The organism is Streptomyces sp. LARHCF249 (genome assembly GCF_052871255.1).
In genome coordinates, this window is the sequence record NZ_JBIXJQ010000003.1 from 81,255 (window position 1) to 103,146 (window position 21,892).

Here is a 21,892-nt window from a genome sequence, read left to right on the forward strand (position 1 = left end):
ATGGTGGGTGCATGAAGGCTACGGACGTCATCGCCGACGGATTCGGACGCATCCGGGAGATCGTGCACGAGGTCGTAGAGGGGCTCCCCGCGGAGCAGCTCAACGCGCGCGTCGACCCCGCGGCGAACTCGATCACCTGGCTCGTCTGGCACCTCACCCGGATCCAGGACGACCACGTGGCGGACGCCGCGGACCTGGAGCAGGTCTGGCAGGACCAGGGCTGGGCGGCCCGGTTCGCCCTGTCCCTGCCCGCCGGGTCGACCGGGTACGGGCACACCGCCCGGCAGGCCGGATCGGTCAAGGTCGACGCCGGCGAGCTGCTGCTGGGGTACTTCGACGCGGTCCACGAGCAGAGCGTGCGCTTCGTCCGGGGACTCGCCGCCGCGGATCTCGACCGGGTGGTCGACGAGCGCTGGGACCCGCCGGTCACGCTGGGGGTGCGCCTGGTCAGCGTGCTGGCCGACGATCTGCAGCACGCCGGCCAGGCCGCTTTCGTACGGGGCCTGCTGGAGCGGAGCTAGTGCTGTGCAGGAGATCCGCCCGTCACCCCCGACCGCTCACCCGATCGGAATCGCCCTGAAGGGCGGTACCCGGGCGGCCCTGCCCACGGCCCGGCGTCAGCCCCGGAAGGCCGGCTTGCGTTCCGGGGAGGCTGCGGTGAGTGCCTCGGTGACGCCGTCGAGGCCCTCGCGGAGCCCGTAGACGGGGGTGTCGGGCTGCTGGCGCCAGGACTCGTCGAGGCCGCCCGCGTCGACGGTGTCGAAGCCGAGCTGCTCGATCAGGGCGCGGACGGCCTTCTTCGCCGTCTCGTCGTCGCCCGCGACGGGCAGTGCCATCCGCTCCGGGTCGCCCGCCGGGCGGTGCCGGTCGAGGATGTCCTGGGCGTAGGTGCCGTTGAAGGCCTTGACCACGGGGTGGCCGAGCTGCCGCTCGACCCAGCGGCTCTCGGTCAGGCCCTCGTCCTCGACACCGGCGATCCGGCCGTCGCGCTGCTGGGGGTAGTAGTTGCAGGTGTCGATGACCGCGAAGCCCTCGGCAGCTCCGTCGAAGAGGCCGGAGGGCAGGTCCGGCACCTTCCCGAAGGGGACGGTGACCACGACGATCTCCGCCCCGCGGGCCGCTTCGGAGACGGTGACGGGGGTGGCGCCGGTCTCCTCGGCGAGCGCCGTCAGGGTTTCGGGGCCGCGCGAGTTCGCCACGGACACGTCGTGCCCGAGGGCCGTGAGGCGGCGGGTGAGGTTGCCGCCGATGTTTCCCGCGCCGATGATGCCGATCTTCATGAGCTCTCCAGTGCGTGTGGGATCAGGTCTCGCGCTGGTACGAACTCCCGCGGGCGGCACGGCATTCCGCGCGGGATCCCGCTTCCCCCGGACGAGCGGCGCCGCAGTCGCATTCCGGCCATGTCCCGCTGTCCGTGAACGGCCGAGGACCGCCCCGGTCGGGACTGGCGGGCGTCCACGGACGGAGGCCGGGACCCGCGCGGGTCCCGGCCTCCGCCGCGGTTTCCTAGGCCCCGCTGGCCTCGAGCATCTCGTCGCGCTCGACGATCTTCACGCGCTCGCGTCCCTGGGGCTCGCCGAGCGCCTTCTCGGCCGCGTCCAGCCGGTGCCAGCCCTCCCACGTCGTGTAGCGGACGGCGCGCTCGGCGAGGAAGGCCTCGACGGCCTCCGGCGCGGGCGCGGCCGGGGTGAGCAGGCGGCCTTCGGCGTGGTCGGCCAGCAGGTTCGCGACGGTTTCGTTGGCGTCGCCCTTGGTGTGGCCGATCAGGCCGACCGGACCGCGCCGGATCCACCCGGTCACGTACGTCGACGCCAGGTGGCTGCCGGCCTCCATGACGCGGCCGCCCTCGTCCGGGACCGTGCCCGACTCGACGTCCCAGGGGAGCTTGGGCAGCTCGTCGGAGAGGTAGCCGACGGCCCGGTAGACGGACTGGACGTCCCAGTCCGTGAACCGGCCGGTGCCCTTGACGTTGCCGGTGCCGTCGAGCTCCGTGCGCTCGGTGCGCAGTCCGACCACCCGGCCGTCCGCGCCGAGCACCTCGGTGGGCGACTCGAAGAAGTGCAGGAACAGCTTGTGCGGCCGGTCGCCGATGTCGCGGATCGCCCAGTTCTCCAGGGTCTTGGCGACCATGTCGGCCTGCTTGTTGGACCGGCGGGTCGCGATCGAGCCCTCGTCGTAGTCGATGTCCTCGGGGTTGACGATGACCTCGATGGTGGGCGAGTGGTCCAGCTCGCGCAGCTCCATGGGGCTGAACTTGGCCTGGGCCGGACCGCGGCGGCCGAAGACGTGCACCTCGAGGGCCTTGTTGGCCTTCAGGCCTTCGTAGACGTTCGGGGGTATCTCGGTCGGCAGCAGTTCGTCGGCCGTCTTGGCGAGGATCCGCGCGACGTCGAGGGCGACGTTGCCGACGCCGAGCACGGCGACCTTCTCGGCCTCGAGCGGCCAGGTGCGCGGGACGTCGGGGTGGCCGTCGTACCAGGAGACGAAGTCGGCGGCGCCGTAGGAGCCGTCGAGGTCGACACCGGGGATGGCGAGGGCGCGGTCGGCCGTGGCGCCGGTGGAGAAGATCACGGCGTCGTAGAAGGAGTGCAGCTCGTCCAGGCTGATGTCGTTGGGGTAGTCGACGTTCCCGAAGAGCCGGACCTGCGGCTTGTCGAGCACCTGGTGCAGGGCGGTGACGATGCCCTTGATCCGCGGGTGGTCGGGGGCGACGCCGTAGCGGATCAGCCCGAACGGCGCGGGCATCTTCTCGAAGAGGTCTATGGACACACCGGGCTCCGCTGCCGCCTCGGACTTGAGCAGCGCGTCGGCGGCGTAGATCCCGGCGGGGCCGGCACCGACGATTGCTACCCGCAGAGGTCGAGGCATGGCAGAGGTTCCCTTCGAGTGACAGCACAGTGGATCACTGGTGATCAAAAGGAACCTTAAACTAAGGCAATCCTAACCCAGCACCCGGTATCGCCTTATGACCCCATCACCGGAACTTATGGCTACCCCAAGTGATCCTTGGAGAGGGGTGACCGTGTACCGCGCACCGGCCCCACCGAACTCGCTGGTCAGCGGCCACGGCAGCTGACAGACTGAAACGGCTTGACCATCCCAGGAGGACACATGGCAGACGAAGCAGAGACCCCGCAGGACGAGACTCCGGCCGAGGAGGCCAAGCGGAAGTTCCGGGAGGCGCTGGAGCGCAACGCCGCGAATGCCCAGTCCCAGCAGGCGCACCAGTCTCGCGCGAAGGTCCAGGGCGCCAGCAGCGGTCCCGGCGGCAAGAACAAGAAGGTCCGCCGCAAGACCGGCTGACCCGGGCCCGAGGAGCTCAGTCCCGCCGCCACGGCGGCGGGACCGGGCCGCCCCCCTTTTATTGAGCCACTCGGGTGAGTGGGGATAACCAGCAGCGCCGTGAGCAGTTGATCAGCTCGTCCCGCCGAGGGCAGCTATCTCATGCGACAGTGCGACAGAAGGATCCCCCACATGTTCAAGAAGTTCATGGCCACCGCCGCGGTCACCGCCTCCGTACTGGGAGCGGGCGCCGCCGTAGCCACCCCGGCGATGGCGATCGGCAACGACAACGGCGTCAACACCGTCAACGGCAACGGCTCCGCGCAGATCTACGGCAACCAGGAGACCAAGGGCAAGATGAGCCCGCAGGCGAGCCTGGTCCAGGGCACCGCCAACAAGCTCTGCGTCGGCCTGCCGGCCAAGGTGAACGTCCAGTCGATCCTCGCCCTGGTCAACGTCGGCGTCGAGGACATCAACGTCCTGTCGAACCCGATGAACCAGCAGTGCGCCGAGAACTCCACCCAGGGCAAGGGCGACGAGCCGCTCTCGCACATCCTCAGCAACATCCCGGTCCTCTCCGGCAACCTCTCCAACGGCAGCTGACCTCCGGTCCTCCGGTTTCGCGCCGACGCGGCATGCCCGCGTCGGCGCGTTTCATTTGGTCTAGACCTTGACAGGTTCAGACCATTTTCGCTTCAGTGGGCACTGCTGCCGCCCCCACGGCAACTCCCCCCACTGAAGGAGCAGTTACGTGATACGTGCGCTTCGACGCCGCGCCCTCTCGCTGGCCGCCGCCGCGACCGCCGCCGCAGGCCTCGGTCTCGCCCTCCTCCTCCCCTCCTCCCCCGCCGCCGCGGCCGCCCCGTGCGCCGGCGCCTGGGCCGCGTCCGCCGTCTACACGGGCGGCACGAACGCCTCGTACAACGGGCACAACTGGCAGGCGAAGTGGTGGACCCAGGGCGAGACGCCCGGGACCACCGGGGAGTGGGGCGTGTGGTCCGACCAGGGCGCCTGCGGTGACGGCGGGGGCCAGGACCCGGACCCCGACCCCGGCAACCCGTCCGGATTCGTGGTCTCCGAGGCCCAGTTCCACCAGATGTTCCCGAACCGGAACCCCTTCTACACCTACAACGGCCTGGTCGCGGCGCTGTCCGCGTACCCCGGTTTCGCCCAGACCGGCGACGACACGGTGAAGCGGCGCGAGGCCGCGGCCTTCCTCGCGAACGTCTCGCACGAGACGGGCGGACTCGTCCACATCGTCGAGCAGAACACGGCCAACTACCCGCACTACTGCGACGCGGGCCGGCCCTACGGCTGCCCGGCCGGCCAGGCCGCCTACTACGGGCGCGGCCCGATCCAGCTGAGCTGGAACTTCAATTACAAGGCGGCCGGCGACGCGCTCGGCATCAACCTCCTCGCCAATCCCTACCTCGTGGAGCAGGACCCGGCGATCGCCATGAAGACGGCGCTCTGGTACTGGAACACCCAGAACGGCCCGGGCACGATGACCGCCCACGCCGCCATGGTCAACGGCGCGGGCTTCGGCGAGACCATCCGCTCCATCAACGGCTCGCTGGAGTGCAACGGCGGCAACCCCGCGCAGGTCCAGAGCCGGATCTCGAAGTACCAGAGCTTCACCCAGCTGCTGGGCGTGACTCCGGGCGGCAACCTGAGCTGCTGACCGGCTCCGGCCCCGTACTCGGCGCCACCGCGCTGCGGCCCCGGGCTCAGTGCGGGGCGCGCAGTGCGGTGGCGAGCGCGGTGGCGAGCTGGGCCCGCGAGCGTACGTCGAGCTTCTGGTAGATACGGGTCAGCCGTGCCTCCACCGTCTTGACGCTCAGGAACAGCTTCGCCGCGGCCTCCTGGTTGCTGGCCCCCTGGCTGACGAGCAGCGCGAGCCGGGTCTCGGCCTCGGTCAGGGCGGCGGCCGCCGCCTCCGTACGGCCGCCCTCGCCCGCCGCCGGCTCCCGGGCGAGCTCGGTCCACGGCGTGGCCCCGGCCCGCTCGAACACCTCGGCCGCGGCCAGGAGCGCGACGCGGGCGGGTGCGCGCCGGCGCCGGCGGCGTTCCACCCGGGCGAGCGCGAGCAGCGTGCGGCCCCGTTCCAGCGGCAGCCGCAGGGTCTCGAACCGCTGCGCGGTGGCCTCCAGGAGCTGTACGGCGGCGTCCGCCTCCCCTTGCGCCGACAGGCACAGGCCGCGGGCCCGGTCGAGTGCGGCGACGACCCCGGTGCGGCCGAGGCCGCGGGCGACCGTGCGCACGGAGTCGAGCAGCCGGGCGGCCTCCTCGGGCGCGTCGGCCGCGACGAGGGCCTCGGCCAGCTCACCGTGCCAGCGCAGGATCGAGGGGTCCACCACCTTCTGGGCGGCTTCGAGTTCGGCGACCCGGCGCAGGGTGGCGACGGCCTTCGCCGCCTCGCCGGTGGCCAGTTCGACCAGTCCGAGGGCGTGCAGGCTGCGGGAGAGGAAGACCTGGTCGTGCTCCTCGTACGAGGCCTGGATGCCGCGCCGGGCGTACCCGGCGGCGCGGGCGAAGCTGCCGCCGTTGGCCTCGGCCATCGCGGCGACGTACCAGGCGGGCCCGGGCGAGAGGCCCGCCTCGATCGTCAGCTCCAGGGCCTGGCGGGCGCGGGACGAGGCTGCCGTGCACCGGCCGCTGCGGAGTTCCACCTCCGTGAGGCTGCGCAGGACCTCGAAGACGTCCTCCGCGGAGCCGGTGCGCTGGACGGCGGGCAGCAGGACCATCAGCTGCTTGCGGGCGTCGTCCAGACGGTCGTCGAAGAGCGCGTGCCGTACGGCGAGGTACTGGGGCGCGTTGCGCATGCCGAGCGGTACGTCGGGGGCGGGCAGGGCGAGTGCTTCGGCGAGGATCGCCTCGGCGCCGGGGTCCCCCAGGATGCGGCCCATGCGGGCCCGTACGGTCAGGGCCATGGCCTCGGCGACCTGGTCGCCGCCGAGTGCGGCGAGGGCGCCGGCCCGCGCCGCGGCGTCGCGGGACCGGACGGGGTCGCCGTCGCTGAGGTTGTGCTTCCAGGCGATCCGCAGCTGGACGGCGGCCTCGAGCGCGGGGTCCCCGGCGGCGTCGGCCATCGCGTACGCGAAGGTCTCGTCGAGGGCGCCCAGTGCCTGCCCGGCGGCGTCGATCACGGCGAGCCGGGCCCGGACCCGGCTGGCGGGCGAGGCGTCGCGGGCCAGGACGGCCCGGGTGGCGCGGCGCGCCAGGTCTGCGCGGCCCGCCCAGCCGGCGTCCTCGGCGGCGTTGACGAGACGGGCGAGTTCCTCCCCGGCCAGGTGGGAGGGCGTGCGTTCGGCGGCGAGCAGGCCGAGTTCGGCGGCCAGCGCCCGCTGGCCGCGGCGGCGGCAGACCGCGGCGGCCTCGGTGATCTCCGCGGCGAGCCACTGGTCGGGGGTGTCCACGGCCAGTGCGCGGTGGCGTACGGCCTGGACGGGATCGTCGACGGCCTCGGCGAGCGCGGCGTGCCCGGCGGAGCGCTCGGGCCAGCCCGCGTCGGCGGCGAGCGCGGTGGGCAGGGCGCCGGCCGTGAACTCCACGCTGCCGTCCTCCCCCACCCGGACCAGAGCGGCTCGTTCCGCCTGGGCCAACTCCGCCTCGGCGTCGGGCCGTCCGGCCCGGCGCAGCAGGGCGGTGGTGGGGCGGGCGGCCAGGGCGGCGAGCAGCAGGGTGCGGCGGGCCTGGGCCGGGGCCTCGGCCAGCAGCCTGCGGGCCACCTCGCGGGCCTGCCCGGAGACGGGCAGGGTGTCGGCGTGGTGGGCGCTGCCGTCGCGGGCCACGGCGGCTTCGGCGAGGGAGTGGCCGAGGGCGATGGCCAGGCGCGGGTTGCCGCCGCTTGCCTGGTGGATGCGGCCGGCGAGGCGGGCGGGCAGGCCGTGGCGGACGAGGAGTTCGGCGATCTCGTCGGCGCCGAGCGGGGGCACCCGGATCGCGGGGGTGCCGGTGCCGCAGAGGGATTCGCCGACCGGTGCGCCGCCCTGGACGCATTCGGCGACCAGGACGCGGACCCGGGGCGGGGTCAGGCGCAGCACGAAGCGCAGCAGGTCGGTGCTCTCGGCGTCGAGCCACTGGGCGTTGTCGAGGACGAGCAGGACGGGGTGGCCGGCGGCGAGCGTGCGCAGGACCTCGAGGACGGCGAGGCGCAGTGCGACGTGGTCGCGCCCCGCCCGGGGGGTGTCGGTCTCGCGGCACAGCAGGGCGATGGCGGTGCGCTGGGGACCGGAGAGCCGTTCGAGGGCGGCGCCCGGGACGGTGGCCAGCAGGGCCGCGGCCGAGGCCTCGGGTATCCACTGGTCGGCGGCCTCGGGCGCGAGGCGCAGCACCGTCTCGCGGCGGGACTCCGCGGCCGCCGCGACGGCGCGTACCACCTCGGTCTTGCCCGCGCCCGCGGGGCCGGTCAGCAGGGCCCGGCCGTGCGAGTTCAGCGCACGGTCGACCGCTTCGACCAGTCCGTCCTGTCCGACGCTCGTGTCAGCGTTCCCCGTCGCCGCCACCACGCACAGCCACCAGCCTCTCGGTCCCCAGCTCCTGTGCCATTCCTGTGAGACGCGACAATACGAGGTCGGATGCCGGGTGGACACGGATTGTGACGCAGAAATCAGCCAGGTGACGCGAAAAGCCGTCGGACCCGCCGATACACGTGTATCGGCGGGTCCGCGGAGTGGGCTTGGTCCGTACTATCGGCCTGTCAGGCCGAGTTGGCGGCCGAAGCGGAAGCTGATCAGAAGGTCAGGTTCCAGAAGTCGATCTTGCCGGTGTCGCCGCCGGCGTTGTCGTTGACGCGGAGCTTCCAGGTGCCGTTCGCGACCTCGGAGGAGGCGTTGACGGTGTAGGTCTGGTTGATGTTGTCCGTGCTCGAGCCGGTCCGGTTGTGCAGGTTGTACACCGAGCCGTCGGGGGCGATCAGGTCGACCTTCAGGTCACCGATGTAGGTGTGCACGATGTTCACGCCCACCTTGAGGGTGGCCGGGGCGTTGCCGGTCTTCCCGGTGACGGTGATCGGGCTCTCCACGGTGGTGTTGTCACCGATGGTGTAGTCCGTGCCGTTCTCGAGACCGGCAGGCGTGGTGGTGGTCACCGCGTTGACGGTCGCGGCCGCGTCGGCGAGACCGGTGCCGCAGCCGCCGGAGCAGACGCCGGCCAGCGGGCGGGTGTTGTTCTTGATCGCCGACTCGACCTGGGCCGGGGTCAGCGAGGGCTTGGCGGCGACCACGAGCGCGGCGAGGCCCGCGACGTGCGGGGCGGCCATGCTGGTGCCCTGGTAGGGCTTGTAGTTCTCGGCGCCGGGGGTGGTGGTGCCCGCGTTCAGCGTGGAGAGGATGCCGTTCTCGGGGGTGGTGATGGTGCCGGGGGTGTCGGTACCGCGGCGGGTCTCACCGCCCGGGGCGGCGACGTCGATGCTCGCGCCGTAGTTGGAGTAGAAGGAGCGGTCGCCGGTGCGGTTGCTGGCGGCCACGTTAATCACGTTGTTGCAGCTGGCGGGCGAGAAGCCCGCCGCGTCGGCGTTGCTGTTGCCTGCGGCCACGACGACGGTCGTACCCCGGGCGACGGCGGCGTTGATGGCGTTCTGGTACGTGGCGGTGCAGGCACCCGAGCCGCCGAGGCTCATGTTGATGACCTTGGCGGGGGTGGCGTTCGCCGGGACGCCCGCGACGGAGCCGCCGGAGGCCCAGGTGATCGCGTCGGCGATGTCGGAGGTCGTGCCGCCGCACTTGCCGAGCACGCGCACGGGCTGGATCTTCGCGCTGTACGCGATGCCCGCGATGCCCTTGCTGTTGTTCGTCGCCGCGGCGATGGTGCCCGCCACGTGGGTGCCGTGCCAGGAGGAGTTGCCCGCCCTGGAGCCCACTCCGCACTCGCCGTCGGTGGCGTTCCAGTCGCCCTCGTCGGCGGCGTTGCCGTCCCGGCCGCCGCCGTCACGGGCGTAGGTGGCGTTGCTGATGAAGTCGTAGCCGGCGACCATGTTCGCGGCGAGGTCCGAGTGGGCGACGTAGCCGGTGTCGATCACGGCGACGGTGACGCCGGAGCCGGTGGTCTTGTCCCAGGCGGCAGGAACGTTCATGCCGGCGGTGGGCTCGAAGAGGTCCCACTGCTTGGCGTACTCGGTGTCGTTCGGCGTGGCCATCGGGTAGGCGCGGGTGTCGGCCTCGACGTAGGCGACGTCCGGGTCGGCGCGGAACTGGGCCATCAGCTTGGCGGCGTCGGCGGGGGCGGTGGCCGAGCCGAGGCTGACCAGGGCCGCTCCGGTGCCGAGGCGGCGGTCGAACTTCGCCTTCTTGCCGGCCTTCTTGCCCTTGGCGGCGGCGTCGTCGGCGGCGGCGGTGTTGGAACTGGCCTCGGAGGCAGAGGTCTTGTATCCGACGATGAGGTTCTCGACCGGGGCGGTGGCGGCGGTCTCGGCGGCCGGCGCCGGAACGTCGGCCGCGACGGCCACGGAGGCGGTGGCGGAGCCGGCGAGCAGGGTGACGGACATCGCCACCACGGATATGAGCCTGCGTCTCGATGCGTGCACGAAGTTCCCTTTCGCGGGCCGATTCCGGGCAGGCCGGAGCGGCCGGTCGGTGCAGTGTGGGAGGTGACCGGCGGCCGCGGGACCGGGAGCGAGCTGGTCGAACTCGCCCCGGCCGCCGCCGCGCGCCACGTTGCCCCGGCCTCGACGGCGGGGCAGGGCAACGGCGTACCGAAGATTCCCCCTGATGGGACGGCATCATGCCATGTGGGGTTGGCGTGTCGGCCGTCGGGTCAGGGGAAGATCGCCGATGGGCAGACAGTAGGCAACACGGGGATGAACGCGATACGGGGAAAACCCTTGTCCCCTCCCTGCCCTCCCCCGGCCGGTGCCCGGGGAGGACCCTCAGGGAGCGGCCGCGCCGCCCTCGCCCGCGTCCCCGCGGGGCGGGAAGAGCTTGCGGAAGTACGTCCAGCTGGTCTCGTTCGGTTCGGACCATTTGTCCGGGGAACGGGCGAATTCCGGGTGTTGGGCGGCGATGTAGGCGCGGGTGCGCTCGGGGACCTCCGCGTACGAGCCGAGCTTCCGGCCGCGGCAGTGGAAGGTGAGGCCGCCGGGCCGCTGCCCCTGTTCCATCCAGGGCAGCCAGGGCGACATCCGGGTCCAGGACATCGCGGCCGGGACACTGGGCGCGTCGGTGGACAGTGCCGTGGCGGGCGCGAAGAACTGGAAGAGCTCCAGCGCCCGGTAGGTATCGTCGGCCGAGTGGGCCGGATACTGCGCCACGGGCAGCGGCGAGGGGTAGGCCAGCGGGATCTCCAGGCTGAAGCAGACCTGGTCGCCCAGCTCGGTCACGGGGACCGGGAAGGGCCGCCACTTCTGGTTGGCCGGATCGTTCCAGACGTGGACCACCGGCCGGCCCTGCCAGGTGTCCAGGATCTCCCGGGTCAGGGGGTCCAGGTAGAAGGCGGCTTCCCTGGACAGCAGCTGGTAGCCGCCGGTCTCCCCGTCCCTGACCAGACGGGCGACGTTCAGCCCTTCGAAGCCGAAGAGGCGCTGGTGGGGCTCCCCGGGGGCCCAGGTGTGGACGTCGCCCGACCACCAGTAGGTCACCTCTGCCCCGTCGAGCGAGGCACGGGTGCGGGCGAAGGCGTGCAGCAGCTCGGCGGGCGTCATCTCGGGTGTCATACGCCGTACTCTGCGCGGCCGGTGCCCGGACCGGCAAGGAGGCCCCGGTCCGCGGCGCCGGCGCGCGGCACCGTTCGCCATCCGGATGCCAGGTTGACTCGGGTCGCGCCACCGGCGACCGTGACCGCCATGGGGACAGAACGCCGACTGCTCGCTCTCGTCATCTGCCTGGTCCTGGGCGGCGGGCTGCTCGCCGCCGTCCTGGGGGCCTCGCGGGCGGCCGGTCCGCACCCGGAGACGGCCGGCGCCCGCCCGGCCCCCTCCGACTACGTGGACATACGCGATGTTCCGCGCATATCGGAGCCCAACCCGGTCCCGGGAGCCGACGGTTCGGCCGGCTCGGTGGTGGTGGAATGCGGACGCAATGAAGAAGGCCACTACAACGAGGACAACCTGGTGGTCTCGCCCGGCCTGCCGGCCGGCGCCCACCACACACACGCGTACGTCGGGAACCTGTCCACTGACGCCATGTCCACCGATGCCTCCCTGGACGCGGCCTCGACCAGCTGCCGCGGCGGCGACCGGTCGACGTACTACTGGCCCGTCCTGCGCCGGCCGGACCGACCGGGCACCCGCCCGCACGAGACGTCCGCGGCACACGGCAACACCGGGCAGATCCTGCCGGAGGCCTCGGTCCGCGTGGAGTTCCGCGGCAGTCCGGTGAGCAAGGTGGTGGCGATGCCGCGCTTCCTGCGCGGGATGACCGGGGACGCCGTCGCCCGCACGGCGGACAGCGACGCCGACGTGCGGGCCCGCTGGAGCTGCTCCAGCACCCCGGACCGGTCCGCCACCCGCTATCCGCGCTGCCCCGGGGGCGACCTCGTCACGCGCACCCTGGTCTTTCCGCGCTGCTGGAACGGCCTGGACACGGTCGGCGAGGGGCACCGCTCGCACCTGAGGTTCCCCGCCGCCAACGGCGTCTGCCCGCCGCGCACCTTCCCGGTGCCCGAGCTGCGCGTCTCCCTCTCCTACGAGGTCCCCGCGGGCGCGCCCCTCGCGCTGGACTCCTTCCCCGAGCAGCGGCACAGCCCGAAGACGGACCACGGCATGTTCGTGAACGCGATGACCGACCGGCAGATGGCCGCGGTCGTCGACTGCCTCAACGAGGGCCGCGCCTGCCGCCTGTGAGCGCCCCGGGAGGGACACCCAGGAGCCGCCGGAGTGATGCACGTCACGTGAACCGGATCCGTACGGGCGGCGTGTTCCGACCGCACCACGTAAGCGCGGAAGACGGAGAGGGTGAGATGGCCGGACCACTGTGGCCCCGCAGTCGGCGGGGCTCGACCGATGAAGCACTGATCAGGTCGGTGTACGAGGAGCACGGCCACGCCCTGCTCGCGTACGCCACCCGGCTGACCGGTGACCGGGCCGCCGCCGAGGACATCGTCCAGGAGACGCTGATCCGGGCCTGGCGGCACTCCGAGGTCCTGGTGAACGGGAAGGGCTCCGTGCGCGGCTGGCTGCTCACCGTGGCCCGCAACATCATCACCGACCGCTACCGGGCCAAGGCCGCACGGCCGCCGGAGGTCTCCGGGGTCGCGGCCACTCCCCCGGTGGAGGCGGACCACGCCGATTCCGTGGTGGACACGATGACGGTGCTGGGTGCACTCGACCGGCTGTCGCCGGAACACCGGGACGTGCTGCGGGAGTTGTACTACCGCCAGCTCAGCGTCGCCGAGGCGGCCGACAGCCTCGGCATCCCGGCCGGTACGGTCAAATCGCGTTCGCACTACGCGCTCAAGGCCCTGCGCGACGTCTTCCGCGACAACAGCGCCGGGGACGGCGCTTCCAGACAAGGCAAACGATCGGGCAGGCCGCCCCAGCAGCCCGCCGGACTGCGTGAGGTGGTGGCATGAACCGGCAGCGGCACGAGGAGGAAGAACAGCTCGGCCCGTACGTGCTCGGGGTCCTGGACGGCACGGAGGTCCGCCGGGTCGAGGAGCACATGAGCGGGTGCGTGCAGTGCCGGGAGGAGGTGGCGTCGTTGCGCGAGATGGAGGCGGCGCTGGGTGAGGTTCCCGAGGAGGCGTTCCTCGACGGGCCGCCGCAGGGCGGAGACCTGCTGCTCCAGCGCACCCTGCGGCAGATTCGCGCGGAGCGGGCCGGTGAGCGGCGCCGGCGGGCGGGGCTCGCGGGGCTGGCCGCGGCGGCGTCGCTGGCCGCCGTGTTCTGGGCCGGTGCGCAGCTGGGCGCCGGCGATTCGGGGGCGGTGGCCCTCCCCCCGCCCTCCCCGACGGCGTCGACGGCTCCCCCGACGGCCGTGCCCGGGACCAAGGTGGTCTCCGCGACCGATCCGGTCACGGGCAGCCGGATGACCGTGCAGATGACCCCCGCCGCCCAGTGGGTACGGGTGCACGCGGCCGTCACGGGGGTGCCGCCGGGCGAGCGGTGCCGGCTGGTCGTGGTCGCCAAGGACGGTACGCGCACCACCGCGGGCGGCTGGGTCGTCGGCCGGGAGAACGGCGAGGGCAAGGGCGCCTCGCTGGACGGCTCGGCGGCCGTGGATCCGGCGGACGTGAAGGCGGTCCTGGTCGAGAACGAGGCGGGCAGGACGTTCGTGTCCGTACCGGTGTAGGGCGGTCCGCCCCGGCCATCGGGGCGGGGACGTGACAGGGCCCGGGAGCATGTCCAGCTCCCGGGCCCCTGCTTGCCACCCAATTGCGCACACCGGCGGCGTTTAAGAGCCGCGGATCATATTGAGACCGACGTGTTCTGCCTTTGAACTACCGCGCCACGAGGAGAGGCGCAGGAGGGACTTGAACCCCCATCCGTCGGTGATCGTCCACGCTCGGTCGATCCGGTGTTCGGCGGCGAATACTGAGACTGGAGCGAGAATCTGAGATTTACGGGGCCGCCTCTGCCAGGCTTGGGCCACCCCGGCGCGCAAGGCCGGGGGAGGGATTCGAACCCCCAACTGACACCCCTGTTCAGCTTCAACATCAGTTTCAGCTTGCGCTCTCGCGCACCCCCTGCAGACATACAGGGGGAGATTTCGGGGCTACCCGAACAGGTAGCCGAACACCGCGTCCCCGACCCGCTGGTCGGTGACCTCGGTGCCGTTGGCCTCCTCGCGGGCGAACTTGACGGCCTGCTGGAGCTTCTCCACTCGGTCGAGCAGTTCGTTCACGCGCCGGGCCGGCAGTGCGCCGGAGAACTTCACCGTCGTCCAGTAGCCGACCGGGACGTCCTCGTAGTAGACCTCGACCTGCGCCGGGTGCTTCTCGGTGGCCTCGGCCTTGACGTGGTTGCGCGGCACCTTCTTGGTGCGGATCGTGCGCACCGGGTCCGTCTTCCAGGAGTCCGTGGACGGGTCCAGGTTCCAGGACTCGGACGCGTCCAGCACCGGCAGCTTCCGTACGAAGGTGTGCATGTCGGTGAGCTGCTTCTCGAGGAAGAGCAGATAGGGCACGGGCACCTGGGCCAGCAGGACCCTGCCGTCCACGACGACATCGGCGGCCGCGGTGCGGTTCGCCCAGTCCTTGGTCGCCGTCACGTCGAACAGCCGCGTGAGCGTGCCGGCCGTCGCCCGCAGCACGTCCTCCGCCTTGACCTGGACCCGCGTGGACTCGGGCGGCAGCTGCTCGCCCTCCTCGTCCTTGGGCTGGTAGGTCCGGGAGATGCCGGCCAGCAGGGCGGGCTTCTGGACGTCGTGGTGAGCCTGCGAAAGCTCCTGGAGGGACTTGGACTTGACGCCCTTTTCGACTGCGATGATCTGATTCAGCTTCGGCACGGGATGAACCTAACAGCAGCCGGCGGCGTCCGTACATTCGAATATTCCGCTCCTCCCGGCCGCCCGGACCCGCCCAGGTGGACCGATCATCACATTGCGGTCCATGACATCCTGTGACGTCACAACTCGCCGGACGGGATCGGCGGACGTCCGGGGAATATGGGGAAGGTCCATGAGGCTCTGCTTCCTGGTGGAGGAGCACTACCGCCACGACGGCATGCCGAACGAGGTGATCCGCCAGTTGACCGCGTGGGGGCACCGGGTCGACGTGGTGCGGCCGGGGGGCTCGCTGCTGTCCATGACCGAGGCGGTGCGCGCCGGTTCCCACGACGCCTGGGTGCTCAAGACCGTGTCCGGCGGCCCGGGGCTGACCCTGCTCGAGGCCGCCGCGGCGGCCGGGCTGACCACGGTCAACGACGCCCGCTCGATCCGCGGCGTACGGGACAAGGCGCTGGCCGCCGCCATCGGCCGTGCCCGGGGGCTTCCGCTGCCGCCGACCTACGCGGCGGCCCGCCCGCAGCTGCTGCGGGAGATACCGGCGGCCGAGTACCCCCTCGTCGTCAAGCCGGCCGACGGGAGCTCCGGGCGGGCCGTGCACCTGGTGTCCTCGCCGGAGCGGCTGGAGGCGGTGCTGCCCGTCCTGGCGGGCGAGGGCCTGCTCATCGCCCAGCCGTACGTGCCCAACTCGGGCACCGACATCAAGGTGTACGCGGTCGGCGGGGAGCTGTTCGCGACCGAGCGGTGTTCCCCGCTGCACCCCGATCCCGCGGTGCGGGAGCGCCGCGTACCGCTGTCGGCCGAGGTCGCGGCCATCGCCGCGCAGGTGGGGGCGGTCTACGGGCTCGACCTGTACGGGGTGGACGTGCTGCTGGGTCCCGACGGGCCCGTGGTCGTCGACGTGAACGACTTCCCGAGCTTCCGTCAGGTGCCGGACGCGGCCGCGCGGGTGGCCCGGGCGGTGCTGGACCTGGCGCGCACGGGCGGTTCCCCGCCCCCGCCGGTGCCGTCACCGGCGCTGTCGTACGCCCTGCCGCTGTCGATTCCGGCGCAGGTGTCGGTGGCGGTGGACGGCGCGTGAGGATCGGCCTGATCACTCCGGAACCCGGCCATCCGCTGCTGGCGGCCACGGCCGCCCTGCTGGCGCCCGGGCACGTCGTCGAGGCGCTCGACCCGGGCGCGGCGGGCGGCGTTCCCGGCCCGCCGGCCGATGTGTACCTGCTGAAGTCGCGTACCCCGCAGGCCCTGGAACTGGCCCGGCGCCTGGAGCGGCGGGGCGCACCCGTCGTCAACACCGCGGCGGCGACCGCCCTGTGCCAGGACCGTACGGCGATGGCGGAACTGGCCCTGCGGGCCGGACTGCCGTTCGCCGCGACCCGTACCGTGGGGTCCCTCTCCGCGTGGGCGGCGTCCGGCGTGGCGCTGCCCTCCCCCGTGGTGGTCAAGAGCCGGTACAGCCGCCGGGGCGACCTGGTGGCCCGCGTGGACGACACGGCGGAGCTGCGGGAGTTGGCGGCGCGGTGGCCGCGGGAACCGGTGGTGGTGCAGGATTTCGCGCCCAACAGCGGCTGGGACCACAAGCTGTGGGCGATCGGGGAGCAGGTCTTCGCGGCCTTGCGCCGCTCCGAGCTGTCGCCGGGCGGGCGCGGACCCGACCGGCCGGCCCACCCGGCCGGACTTCCCGCCGGGTGGGCCGATCTGGTGCGGGCGACCGGCGCGGCCTTCGCGCTGGACGTCTACGGCGTGGACATCATCGACGCCGGCGGCGGGAGGCCGCTGATCGTGGACGTGAACGCCTTCCCCGGCATCCGCGGCCAGTCGGGCGCCCCCGAGGCCCTGGCGGCGCTGGCCCTGCGCCGGGCCGGGCACGGGTCCGGGAGTGTCGCGGCGCCTTGAGGGCGCGGGATCGGTGAGGATCGTGGGCATGGGCTTCGTCCTGCCGGTCCTCTTCGCACTGTTCGCGGCGTTCAGCAACGCGCTGGCGACCGTGCTCCAGCGGCGGGCCGCGCTCACCGTGCCGCAGAGCGACGGCTTCCGGTTCGGGCTCGTCCTCGACCTGCTGCGGCGGCCGCTGTGGATCGCCGGGATCCTGGCCCTGATCGCGGCCGGGGTGGGGCAGGCCGTCGCGCTCGCCACGGGCGCGCTGGCCCTCGTACAGCCGCTGTTCGTCCTGGAACTGCCGCTCGCGCTGCTCATCGCCTCGCTGCTGACGCGGACCCGGCTGCCGGGGTCGTTGTGGCTGGCCGTGGCGGGGGTGGTCGCGGGGCTCGGGATCGTACTGGTGGCCGCCTCGCCCGAGGGGAACCGCACGGACGTACCGCTCGACCGGTGGGTGCTGGCCCTGGCCGCGTGCGCGGTGGCGGTGGCCCTGTCGGCCGCGGCCGGACTGCGCCGGCCGCCCGGGCGGATGCGGGCCGGATGCCTGGGCGCGGCCACCGCCGTCTGTTACGCGCTCACCGCCGCCCTGATGAAGTCCGCCATGCACGTCCTCGACGAGGGCGGGATCGGCGCGTTCCTGACCACCTGGGAGACGTACGCCTTCGCCGCGAGCGGGGTCTGTGCGCTGCTCCTGCTCGAACACGCCATGCAGGGCGGCCCGCTGGTCGCCTCCCAGCCCGCGCTGACCCTCGGGGACGCGAGCGTCAGCGTGGCGCTGGGCGTGCTGCTGTACGAGGAACACCTGCGGGCGCACTGGTGGCTGCTGCCCCAGGTGCTGGGCCTGGCCCTGATCTGCGCCGGGGTGCTCGCGCTGGCCCGGGCCGCCGTCCCGGACGAGGCCGGGTAGCCCGCGGGGCATCCGACGCCGTGCCCCTGGCGGGCGGTCCTGTGGCTCCGCCCCGGACCCCGCGCCTCACACTCCGGCGCACGCCTAACCGCTGCGGCTGCCGGCTTCGACCAGGCCCGTCTCGTACGCGGCGATCACCGCCTGGGCGCGGTCGCGGACCGCGAGTTTGCCGAAGAGGCTGGTGATGTGGTTCTTCACGGTGGACACGCTGATGTCCATGGCCCGGGCGATCTCCGCGTTGTCGAGCCCGGTGGCCATCAGCCGCCACACCTCCTGCTCGCGCGGCGTGAGGTCGCCCGGGTTCGCCGCGGGCGGTTGCGGAGGGCGCGGGGCCAGCACGTAGGCGGAGATGAGCCGGGTGAGCAGCCGGGGGGCGACCGCGGCCTCTCCGGTGTGCACCACGCGCACCGCCGCGACCAGTTCCTCCGGGGAGATGTCCTTGGGCAGGAAGCCGTAGGCGCCGGCGCGCAGCGCCGCCACCACGTACTCGTCCATGTCGAAGGTGCTCAGCGCCAGCACCCGGCACTCGGGCAGTGTCCGCGCGAGCCGTTCGGTGGCGCCGACCCCGTCCAGCACGGGCATCCGGATGTCCATCACGACGACGTCGGGCCGCAGCCGGTGGGCGAGGGCCACCGCCTCCTCGCCGTCGGCGGCCTCGCCCACCACCTCGAAGCCCGGGTCGGGGGCGAGGATCAGGGCCAGTCCGCGCCGCACCAGCGGCTGGTCGTCGGCGATCAGCACCCTGATCGGCTCCGTCGTCCGTCCGCTCATCGCAGCGCCCCTTCCCCGGTCTTCAGCGGCAGCCGGGCCGCCACCCGGAACCCGCCCCCGGACAGCGGTCCGGCCTCCAGCGTGCCGCCGTGCAGGGCGACCCGTTCGCGCATCCCCACCAGACCGTAGCCGGACCCGGCGGACGCGGCCGCCGCCCCGGCCCCGTCGTCGGACACCTCCACCGCCAGCCCGTGCGGCCCGTACGTCAGCCGTACGGACGCCCGCGCCTGGCCGGCGTACTTGCGCGCGTTCGTCAGCGCCTCCTGCACGATGCGGAACACGGTCAGGCCCACGCTCGGCGGCAGCGGACGCTCCTCGCCCCGCACGTCGAGTTCGACGGGCAGTCCGGCCCGGCACGCCTCGCCGACGATCCCCGCGAGGTCCCCGACCCCGGGCTGCGGGGCGGTGGGTGCCTCCTCCGCTTCGTCTCCTGCCCGCAGTACGTCCAGCAGTTGGCGCATCTCGCGCAGCGCCATCCGCCCGGATCCCTCCAGGGTGACCAGCGCCTCCCGGGCCACCTCCGGGTCGCTCGCCAGGTTGGCCCGGGCGCCTCCGGCCATCAGCTGCATGGTGGTGATGTGGTGGGCGACGATGTCGTGCAGCTCGCGGGCGATGCGGCGCCGTTCGTCGGCCACCGCCCGGTCGGCCAGCAGGCGGCGGTTGGCCTCGTTCTCACGGTGCCAGCGGTTCATCGCGGCCGCGGTGACGAGCACGAGCAGCGCGTTGGCCGCGCTGCCGATCACGTCCACGATCCCCGGCCGCGGTGACTGGCCCACCAGCGGCATCGCCGCGGAGACGAACGCGGCCAGCGCCACCACGGCCGGGCCCCGCGACCGTGCGACCGTGTAGAGCGCGACCACGGCCGTCGCGGTGAAGTGCTGCGGCACCGGCACGGTCAGGTTGAGGCCCAGGCCGAGCAGCAGAACGGCCGCGAGCGTGGACAGCGGGGCACGGCGCCGGGCCAGCAGCGGCAGCGCGGCCACCACCAGCAGTACGCAGCCGGCCGGCGGGACGTACCCGTGGTCGACCTGGCTGCCGAGCGAGAAGCTGAGCAGGTCCACGGCGGCCGCCCCGACGGTGACCAGCGCGTCGTTGCGCGTCCAGGGCAGGGCGTCGCCGCCCGGCCGGGGGCCGTCGGCAGGGGAACTCCCCCGTGCAGCAGGCGTCTTCGGCATGGTGTCGTCCTCCCCCGCGGGCGCCCCCGCCGACTGCCGGTGCGCACGACCGGCCATCGTTTCGTGATCCATTCTGGCACCGTTCCGCGGCCCCGCCCCGGGACCTGGAGCCGATCGCGACCCAGGACCAGGGTCCTGGTCGGCGCTCCGGCCCGGCCCCCGCTCCCGGGCGCCGTCTCGTCCCGTGCCCGGACGCGGCGCGCGCGGCGCGCTGATGAGCTGGACGTCAGCCGGGAGACCCCGGCGGACATCCGACGCCGAAGGACAACAACGTGATCCGCGCCCTGACCGGGTTCTCCACCCGCCACCCGTGGAAGGTCATCGCCGTCTGGGCGGTCCTGGGCATCTTCCTGAGCGTGCTCGGCCAGGTCCTCGTCTACCGGGTGACCGAGACGCAGAGCGGCGAGTTCCTGCCCCCGCAGTACGACTCGGCGGCCGCGCTGAGGGTCGCCGAGGAGAAGTTCGGGGTGAGGCCCGACGGCAACGCGGTGACCGTGCTCGTCGCCCGCGCCGACGGCGAGCCCCTCACCGAGGCCGATCAGCGGCGCATCGGCGCCGTCGCCGGACAGCTGGGCAGCCGGCGCGTCGAGATGCCCGCGCCGAAGGAGGAGGAGCCGCCCGCCTTCCTGAACGAGGACCACTCCCAGACCCCGGGGGTCGCCCCCGCGATGACCGCGCCGGACCGGAGCTTCGAACTGCTCGCGGTCCGGCTGACCGGCAACTCCATGGACCCCGGCCTCCAGCGCGTCTACCGCGTCTTCCACGACCGGGCCGAGGAGGCGTTCGCGGAGAACGGGATGCGCACCGGCTTCACCGGCGGCCTGGCCGACCTCACGGACACCGCCGACGCGGAGAAGACCACCCAGACCGTCGTCGGCATCGTCATGGTCGGCCTGATCGTGCTGATCAACATCCTGGTGTTCCGCAGTGTCCTGGCCGCCTTCGTCCCGCTGCTCGCGGTGGTCGTCATCGGCGGCGCGGCGGCGGGCACGGTGGTCGGCGGCGCGGCGCTCAGCGGCATCAAGCTGGACCCCTCCACCCCGAGCATGATCAGCGTCGTGCTGATCGGCATCGGCGTCGACTACTTCCTCTTCCTCCTGTTCCGCTTCCGGGAACAGCTCCGCTCCCGACCGGAGCAGCCCGCCCGCGAGGCGGCGGCCGAGGTCAGTGCCCGGGTCGGCACGGCCATCACGTCGGCTGCCCTGACCATCGTGGCCGCCTTCGCCACCCTCGCCATCGCGACCTTCGGACAGTTCCGCGTCCTCGGGCCGGCCATCGCCGTATCGGTCCTGGTCATGCTGTTGGCCAGCCTCACCCTGATGCCCGCGCTGCTCGCGGCCACCGGACGCGCGATGTTCTGGCCCTCCCGGGCACTCAAGCGGCAGCCCGCCGAAGGGGCGGCCACCCGCTTCGGCGCCCTGGTCGCCCGCCGCCCGGTGAGCCTCGTACTCGCCTGCGTCGCCCTGCTGGGCGCCCTCGCGGCCGGACTGGCCGGCATCCGGATGGACTTCGGGCAGGGCGGCGGCAGCCTCGAGACCCCGGCCGCCACCACCGCCGCCGAGATCTCCCGCGCCCTGCCCTCCGGGGTGTCCGACCCGGCCACGGTCTACGTCACCGCGACGGACGGCCGCGCGCTCGGCCCCGAGCGGATCGAGGCCCTGCCCCGGGCCCTCGCCGCGGTCGACGGCGTCGGCGGGGTCGGCCCGACCACCCTCAACGAGGGCCGTACGGCCGCGCGTTTCGATCTCTACCTCACCCCTGGGGCCCAGACCCAGCAGGCCCGCGACCTCGTCTCGGGCCCGGTCCGCGACACGATCGCCGGCACCGCACCGGCAGGGACCGAGGCCCACGTCGGCGGCACGGCCGCGATCTTCGCCGACATCTCCACCGCCGTCGACCACGACCTGCGGATCGTCTTCCCCGTCGCCGCGGTGCTGATCGCCCTCATCCTCCTCGTCCTGCTGCGCAGCCTGCTCGCCCCCGCCATCCTCATGATCGCCGTCGGCCTCGGGTTCGCCGCCACCCTCGGCGCCTCCACGCTCTTCTTCCAGCACCTGCTCGACGAGCCGGGCGTCAACTTCGTTCTTCCTCTGGTGCTGTTCCTCTTCGTCGTCGCCCTCGGCACCGACTACAACATCCTGATCAGCGACCGCATTCGCGAGGAGATGGAACGCCCCGGACCGGCCCGCGCGGCCGTCGCCCGCGCCGTACGGCACACCGCGCCCGCGATCGCCACGGCGGGCGTCGTCCTGGCGGCCTCGTTCGGCAGCCTCGCCGTGAACACGAACCCCTCCACCCGGCAGATCGGCTTCGCGACGGCGCTGGGCATCATGCTCTCCGCGTTCGTCCTGTCCATCGTGCTGGTGCCCGCGCTGGCCGCGCTCCTCGGCCGGAGCACCTGGTGGCCGGTCCGCCCGGGCGGCGCACGGCGCGGCCGGCAGGCCGAACCCCCGTCCTCCCGCCCGGCCCAGGACCGGGTCTCCGCCGGCTAGTGCCGCGACCGG

At 73.0% G+C, this 21,892-nt stretch carries 19 protein-coding genes; 11 read left to right on the plus strand and 8 right to left on the minus strand.

Translation table 11 applies throughout. The features are described 5' to 3' along the window. The first annotated feature begins 11 nt into the window (after positions 1-11). The gene (locus ACIPUC_RS08845) at positions 12-521 is read left to right on the plus strand and encodes a mycothiol transferase (protein ID WP_446587836.1); all 510 of its coding nucleotides are present in this window, start codon (positions 12-14) and stop codon (positions 519-521) included. A 96-nt stretch (positions 522-617) separates the two neighbouring features. Here ACIPUC_RS08845 and ACIPUC_RS08850 read toward each other — a convergent pair whose 3' ends face one another. Together ACIPUC_RS08850 and ACIPUC_RS08855 are read right to left on the minus strand one after the other, a co-directional pair. Next, on the minus strand, positions 618-1,280 hold the full coding sequence (locus ACIPUC_RS08850; protein ID WP_446587838.1) for an NADPH-dependent F420 reductase: 663 nt from the start codon (positions 1,278-1,280) through the stop codon (positions 618-620). Positions 1,281-1,506: 226 nt separating this feature from the next. Further along, a complete protein-coding gene (locus ACIPUC_RS08855) occupies positions 1,507-2,868 on the minus strand; it encodes an FAD-dependent oxidoreductase (RefSeq protein WP_446587840.1) in 1,362 nt (453 codons plus the stop codon). Between the two features lie 243 nt (positions 2,869-3,111). Between ACIPUC_RS08855 and ACIPUC_RS08860 the strand changes: the two genes are divergently transcribed. The 3 genes from ACIPUC_RS08860 to ACIPUC_RS08870 all read left to right on the plus strand — a co-directional run bounded on the left by ACIPUC_RS08860 (position 3,112) and on the right by ACIPUC_RS08870 (position 4,963). Then, positions 3,112-3,303, plus strand: coding sequence for a DUF5302 domain-containing protein (locus ACIPUC_RS08860; RefSeq protein ID WP_446587842.1), 192 nt, complete (start codon positions 3,112-3,114; stop codon positions 3,301-3,303). A gap of 171 nt (positions 3,304-3,474) precedes the next feature. After that, positions 3,475-3,885, plus strand: coding sequence for a rodlin (locus ACIPUC_RS08865; RefSeq protein ID WP_446587844.1), 411 nt, complete (start codon positions 3,475-3,477; stop codon positions 3,883-3,885). 148 nt (positions 3,886-4,033) lie between these two features. Beyond that, positions 4,034-4,963 carry a glycoside hydrolase family 19 protein gene (locus ACIPUC_RS08870; protein ID WP_446587846.1) on the plus strand — a complete coding sequence of 310 codons (930 nt, stop codon included), beginning with the start codon at positions 4,034-4,036 and terminating at the stop codon, positions 4,961-4,963. Between the two features lie 46 nt (positions 4,964-5,009). Here the strand turns inward: ACIPUC_RS08870 and ACIPUC_RS08875 are convergent, their stop codons facing one another. The 3 genes from ACIPUC_RS08875 to ACIPUC_RS08885 all read right to left on the minus strand — a co-directional run bounded on the left by ACIPUC_RS08875 (position 5,010) and on the right by ACIPUC_RS08885 (position 10,918). Next, positions 5,010-7,790 carry an AAA family ATPase gene (locus ACIPUC_RS08875; protein ID WP_446587848.1) on the minus strand — a complete coding sequence of 927 codons (2,781 nt, stop codon included), beginning with the start codon at positions 7,788-7,790 and terminating at the stop codon, positions 5,010-5,012. Between the two features lie 224 nt (positions 7,791-8,014). Further along, positions 8,015-9,766, minus strand: a complete 1,752-nt coding sequence (locus ACIPUC_RS08880; protein ID WP_446588884.1) for a S8 family peptidase — start codon at positions 9,764-9,766, stop codon at positions 8,015-8,017. Between the two features lie 381 nt (positions 9,767-10,147). Further along, a complete protein-coding gene (locus ACIPUC_RS08885; protein ID WP_446588886.1) occupies positions 10,148-10,918 on the minus strand; it encodes a DUF1838 family protein in 771 nt (256 codons plus the stop codon). Between the two features lie 141 nt (positions 10,919-11,059). Between ACIPUC_RS08885 and ACIPUC_RS08890 the strand changes: the two genes are divergently transcribed. From ACIPUC_RS08890 to ACIPUC_RS08900, 3 genes are all read left to right on the plus strand, one after another. Beyond that, positions 11,060-12,058 carry a DUF1996 domain-containing protein gene (locus ACIPUC_RS08890; RefSeq protein WP_446587850.1) on the plus strand — a complete coding sequence of 333 codons (999 nt, stop codon included), beginning with the start codon at positions 11,060-11,062 and terminating at the stop codon, positions 12,056-12,058. 116 nt (positions 12,059-12,174) lie between these two features. Next, on the plus strand, positions 12,175-12,786 hold the full coding sequence (locus ACIPUC_RS08895; RefSeq protein ID WP_446587852.1) for a sigma-70 family RNA polymerase sigma factor: 612 nt from the start codon (positions 12,175-12,177) through the stop codon (positions 12,784-12,786). Further along, the gene (locus ACIPUC_RS08900; RefSeq protein WP_446587854.1) at positions 12,783-13,505 is read left to right on the plus strand and encodes a zf-HC2 domain-containing protein; all 723 of its coding nucleotides are present in this window, start codon (positions 12,783-12,785) and stop codon (positions 13,503-13,505) included. The genes ACIPUC_RS08895 and ACIPUC_RS08900 overlap by 4 nt, the downstream gene beginning before the upstream one ends. A 423-nt stretch (positions 13,506-13,928) precedes the next feature. Here ACIPUC_RS08900 and ACIPUC_RS08905 read toward each other — a convergent pair whose 3' ends face one another. Next, positions 13,929-14,660: a DUF7873 family protein gene (locus tag ACIPUC_RS08905; protein ID WP_446587856.1), complete on the minus strand. Its 732-nt coding sequence runs from the start codon at positions 14,658-14,660 to the stop codon at positions 13,929-13,931. Positions 14,661-14,832: 172 nt separating this feature from the next. Here ACIPUC_RS08905 and ACIPUC_RS08910 point away from each other — a divergent pair, with 172 nt between their 5' ends. Genes ACIPUC_RS08910 through ACIPUC_RS08920 form a run of 3 tightly spaced genes read left to right on the plus strand, consistent with a single transcriptional unit; the run spans position 14,833 to position 17,442 of the window. Further along, positions 14,833-15,738, plus strand: coding sequence for an ATP-grasp domain-containing protein (locus tag ACIPUC_RS08910; RefSeq protein WP_446587858.1), 906 nt, complete (start codon positions 14,833-14,835; stop codon positions 15,736-15,738). Then, a complete protein-coding gene (locus ACIPUC_RS08915) occupies positions 15,735-16,553 on the plus strand; it encodes an ATP-grasp domain-containing protein (protein WP_446587860.1) in 819 nt (272 codons plus the stop codon). Before ACIPUC_RS08910 ends, ACIPUC_RS08915 begins: the two co-directional genes overlap by 4 nt. Before the next feature lie 28 nt (positions 16,554-16,581). Continuing rightward, positions 16,582-17,442 carry a DMT family transporter gene (locus ACIPUC_RS08920; RefSeq protein WP_446587862.1) on the plus strand — a complete coding sequence of 287 codons (861 nt, stop codon included), beginning with the start codon at positions 16,582-16,584 and terminating at the stop codon, positions 17,440-17,442. 84 nt (positions 17,443-17,526) lie between these two features. Here the strand turns inward: ACIPUC_RS08920 and ACIPUC_RS08925 are convergent, their stop codons facing one another. Together ACIPUC_RS08925 and ACIPUC_RS08930 are read right to left on the minus strand one after the other, a co-directional pair. Further along, positions 17,527-18,213, minus strand: a complete 687-nt coding sequence (locus ACIPUC_RS08925; RefSeq protein ID WP_446587864.1) for a response regulator — start codon at positions 18,211-18,213, stop codon at positions 17,527-17,529. Beyond that, on the minus strand, positions 18,210-19,460 hold the full coding sequence (locus ACIPUC_RS08930) for a sensor histidine kinase (RefSeq protein ID WP_446587866.1): 1,251 nt from the start codon (positions 19,458-19,460) through the stop codon (positions 18,210-18,212). Before ACIPUC_RS08930 ends, ACIPUC_RS08925 begins: the two co-directional genes overlap by 4 nt. A 200-nt stretch (positions 19,461-19,660) precedes the next feature. Between ACIPUC_RS08930 and ACIPUC_RS08935 the strand changes: the two genes are divergently transcribed. Then, the gene (locus ACIPUC_RS08935) at positions 19,661-21,880 is read left to right on the plus strand and encodes an MMPL family transporter (protein WP_446587868.1); all 2,220 of its coding nucleotides are present in this window, start codon (positions 19,661-19,663) and stop codon (positions 21,878-21,880) included. Positions 21,881-21,892: the final 12 nt, after the last annotated feature.

Bases quoted from the DNA above. Each gene is read 5' to 3' on its own strand.
- ACIPUC_RS08845 (WP_446587836.1), top strand. From the start codon at position 12: ATGAAGGCTACGGACGTCATCGCCGACGGATTCGGACGCATCCGGGAG.
- ACIPUC_RS08850 (WP_446587838.1), bottom strand. From the start codon at position 1,280: ATGAAGATCGGCATCATCGGCGCGGGAAACATCGGCGGCAACCTCACC.
- ACIPUC_RS08855 (WP_446587840.1), bottom strand. From the start codon at position 2,868: ATGCCTCGACCTCTGCGGGTAGCAATCGTCGGTGCCGGCCCCGCCGGG.
- ACIPUC_RS08860 (WP_446587842.1), top strand. From the start codon at position 3,112: ATGGCAGACGAAGCAGAGACCCCGCAGGACGAGACTCCGGCCGAGGAG.
- ACIPUC_RS08865 (WP_446587844.1), top strand. From the start codon at position 3,475: ATGTTCAAGAAGTTCATGGCCACCGCCGCGGTCACCGCCTCCGTACTG.
- ACIPUC_RS08880 (WP_446588884.1), bottom strand. From the start codon at position 9,766: ATGTCCGTCACCCTGCTCGCCGGCTCCGCCACCGCCTCCGTGGCCGTC.
- ACIPUC_RS08885 (WP_446588886.1), bottom strand. From the start codon at position 10,918: ATGACGCCCGCCGAGCTGCTGCACGCCTTCGCCCGCACCCGTGCCTCG.
- ACIPUC_RS08890 (WP_446587850.1), top strand. From the start codon at position 11,060: ATGGGGACAGAACGCCGACTGCTCGCTCTCGTCATCTGCCTGGTCCTG.
- ACIPUC_RS08895 (WP_446587852.1), top strand. From the start codon at position 12,175: ATGGCCGGACCACTGTGGCCCCGCAGTCGGCGGGGCTCGACCGATGAA.
- ACIPUC_RS08900 (WP_446587854.1), top strand. From the start codon at position 12,783: ATGAACCGGCAGCGGCACGAGGAGGAAGAACAGCTCGGCCCGTACGTG.
- ACIPUC_RS08910 (WP_446587858.1), top strand. From the start codon at position 14,833: ATGAGGCTCTGCTTCCTGGTGGAGGAGCACTACCGCCACGACGGCATG.
- ACIPUC_RS08920 (WP_446587862.1), top strand. From the start codon at position 16,582: ATGGGCTTCGTCCTGCCGGTCCTCTTCGCACTGTTCGCGGCGTTCAGC.
- ACIPUC_RS08925 (WP_446587864.1), bottom strand. From the start codon at position 18,213: ATGAGCGGACGGACGACGGAGCCGATCAGGGTGCTGATCGCCGACGAC.
- ACIPUC_RS08930 (WP_446587866.1), bottom strand. From the start codon at position 19,460: ATGGATCACGAAACGATGGCCGGTCGTGCGCACCGGCAGTCGGCGGGG.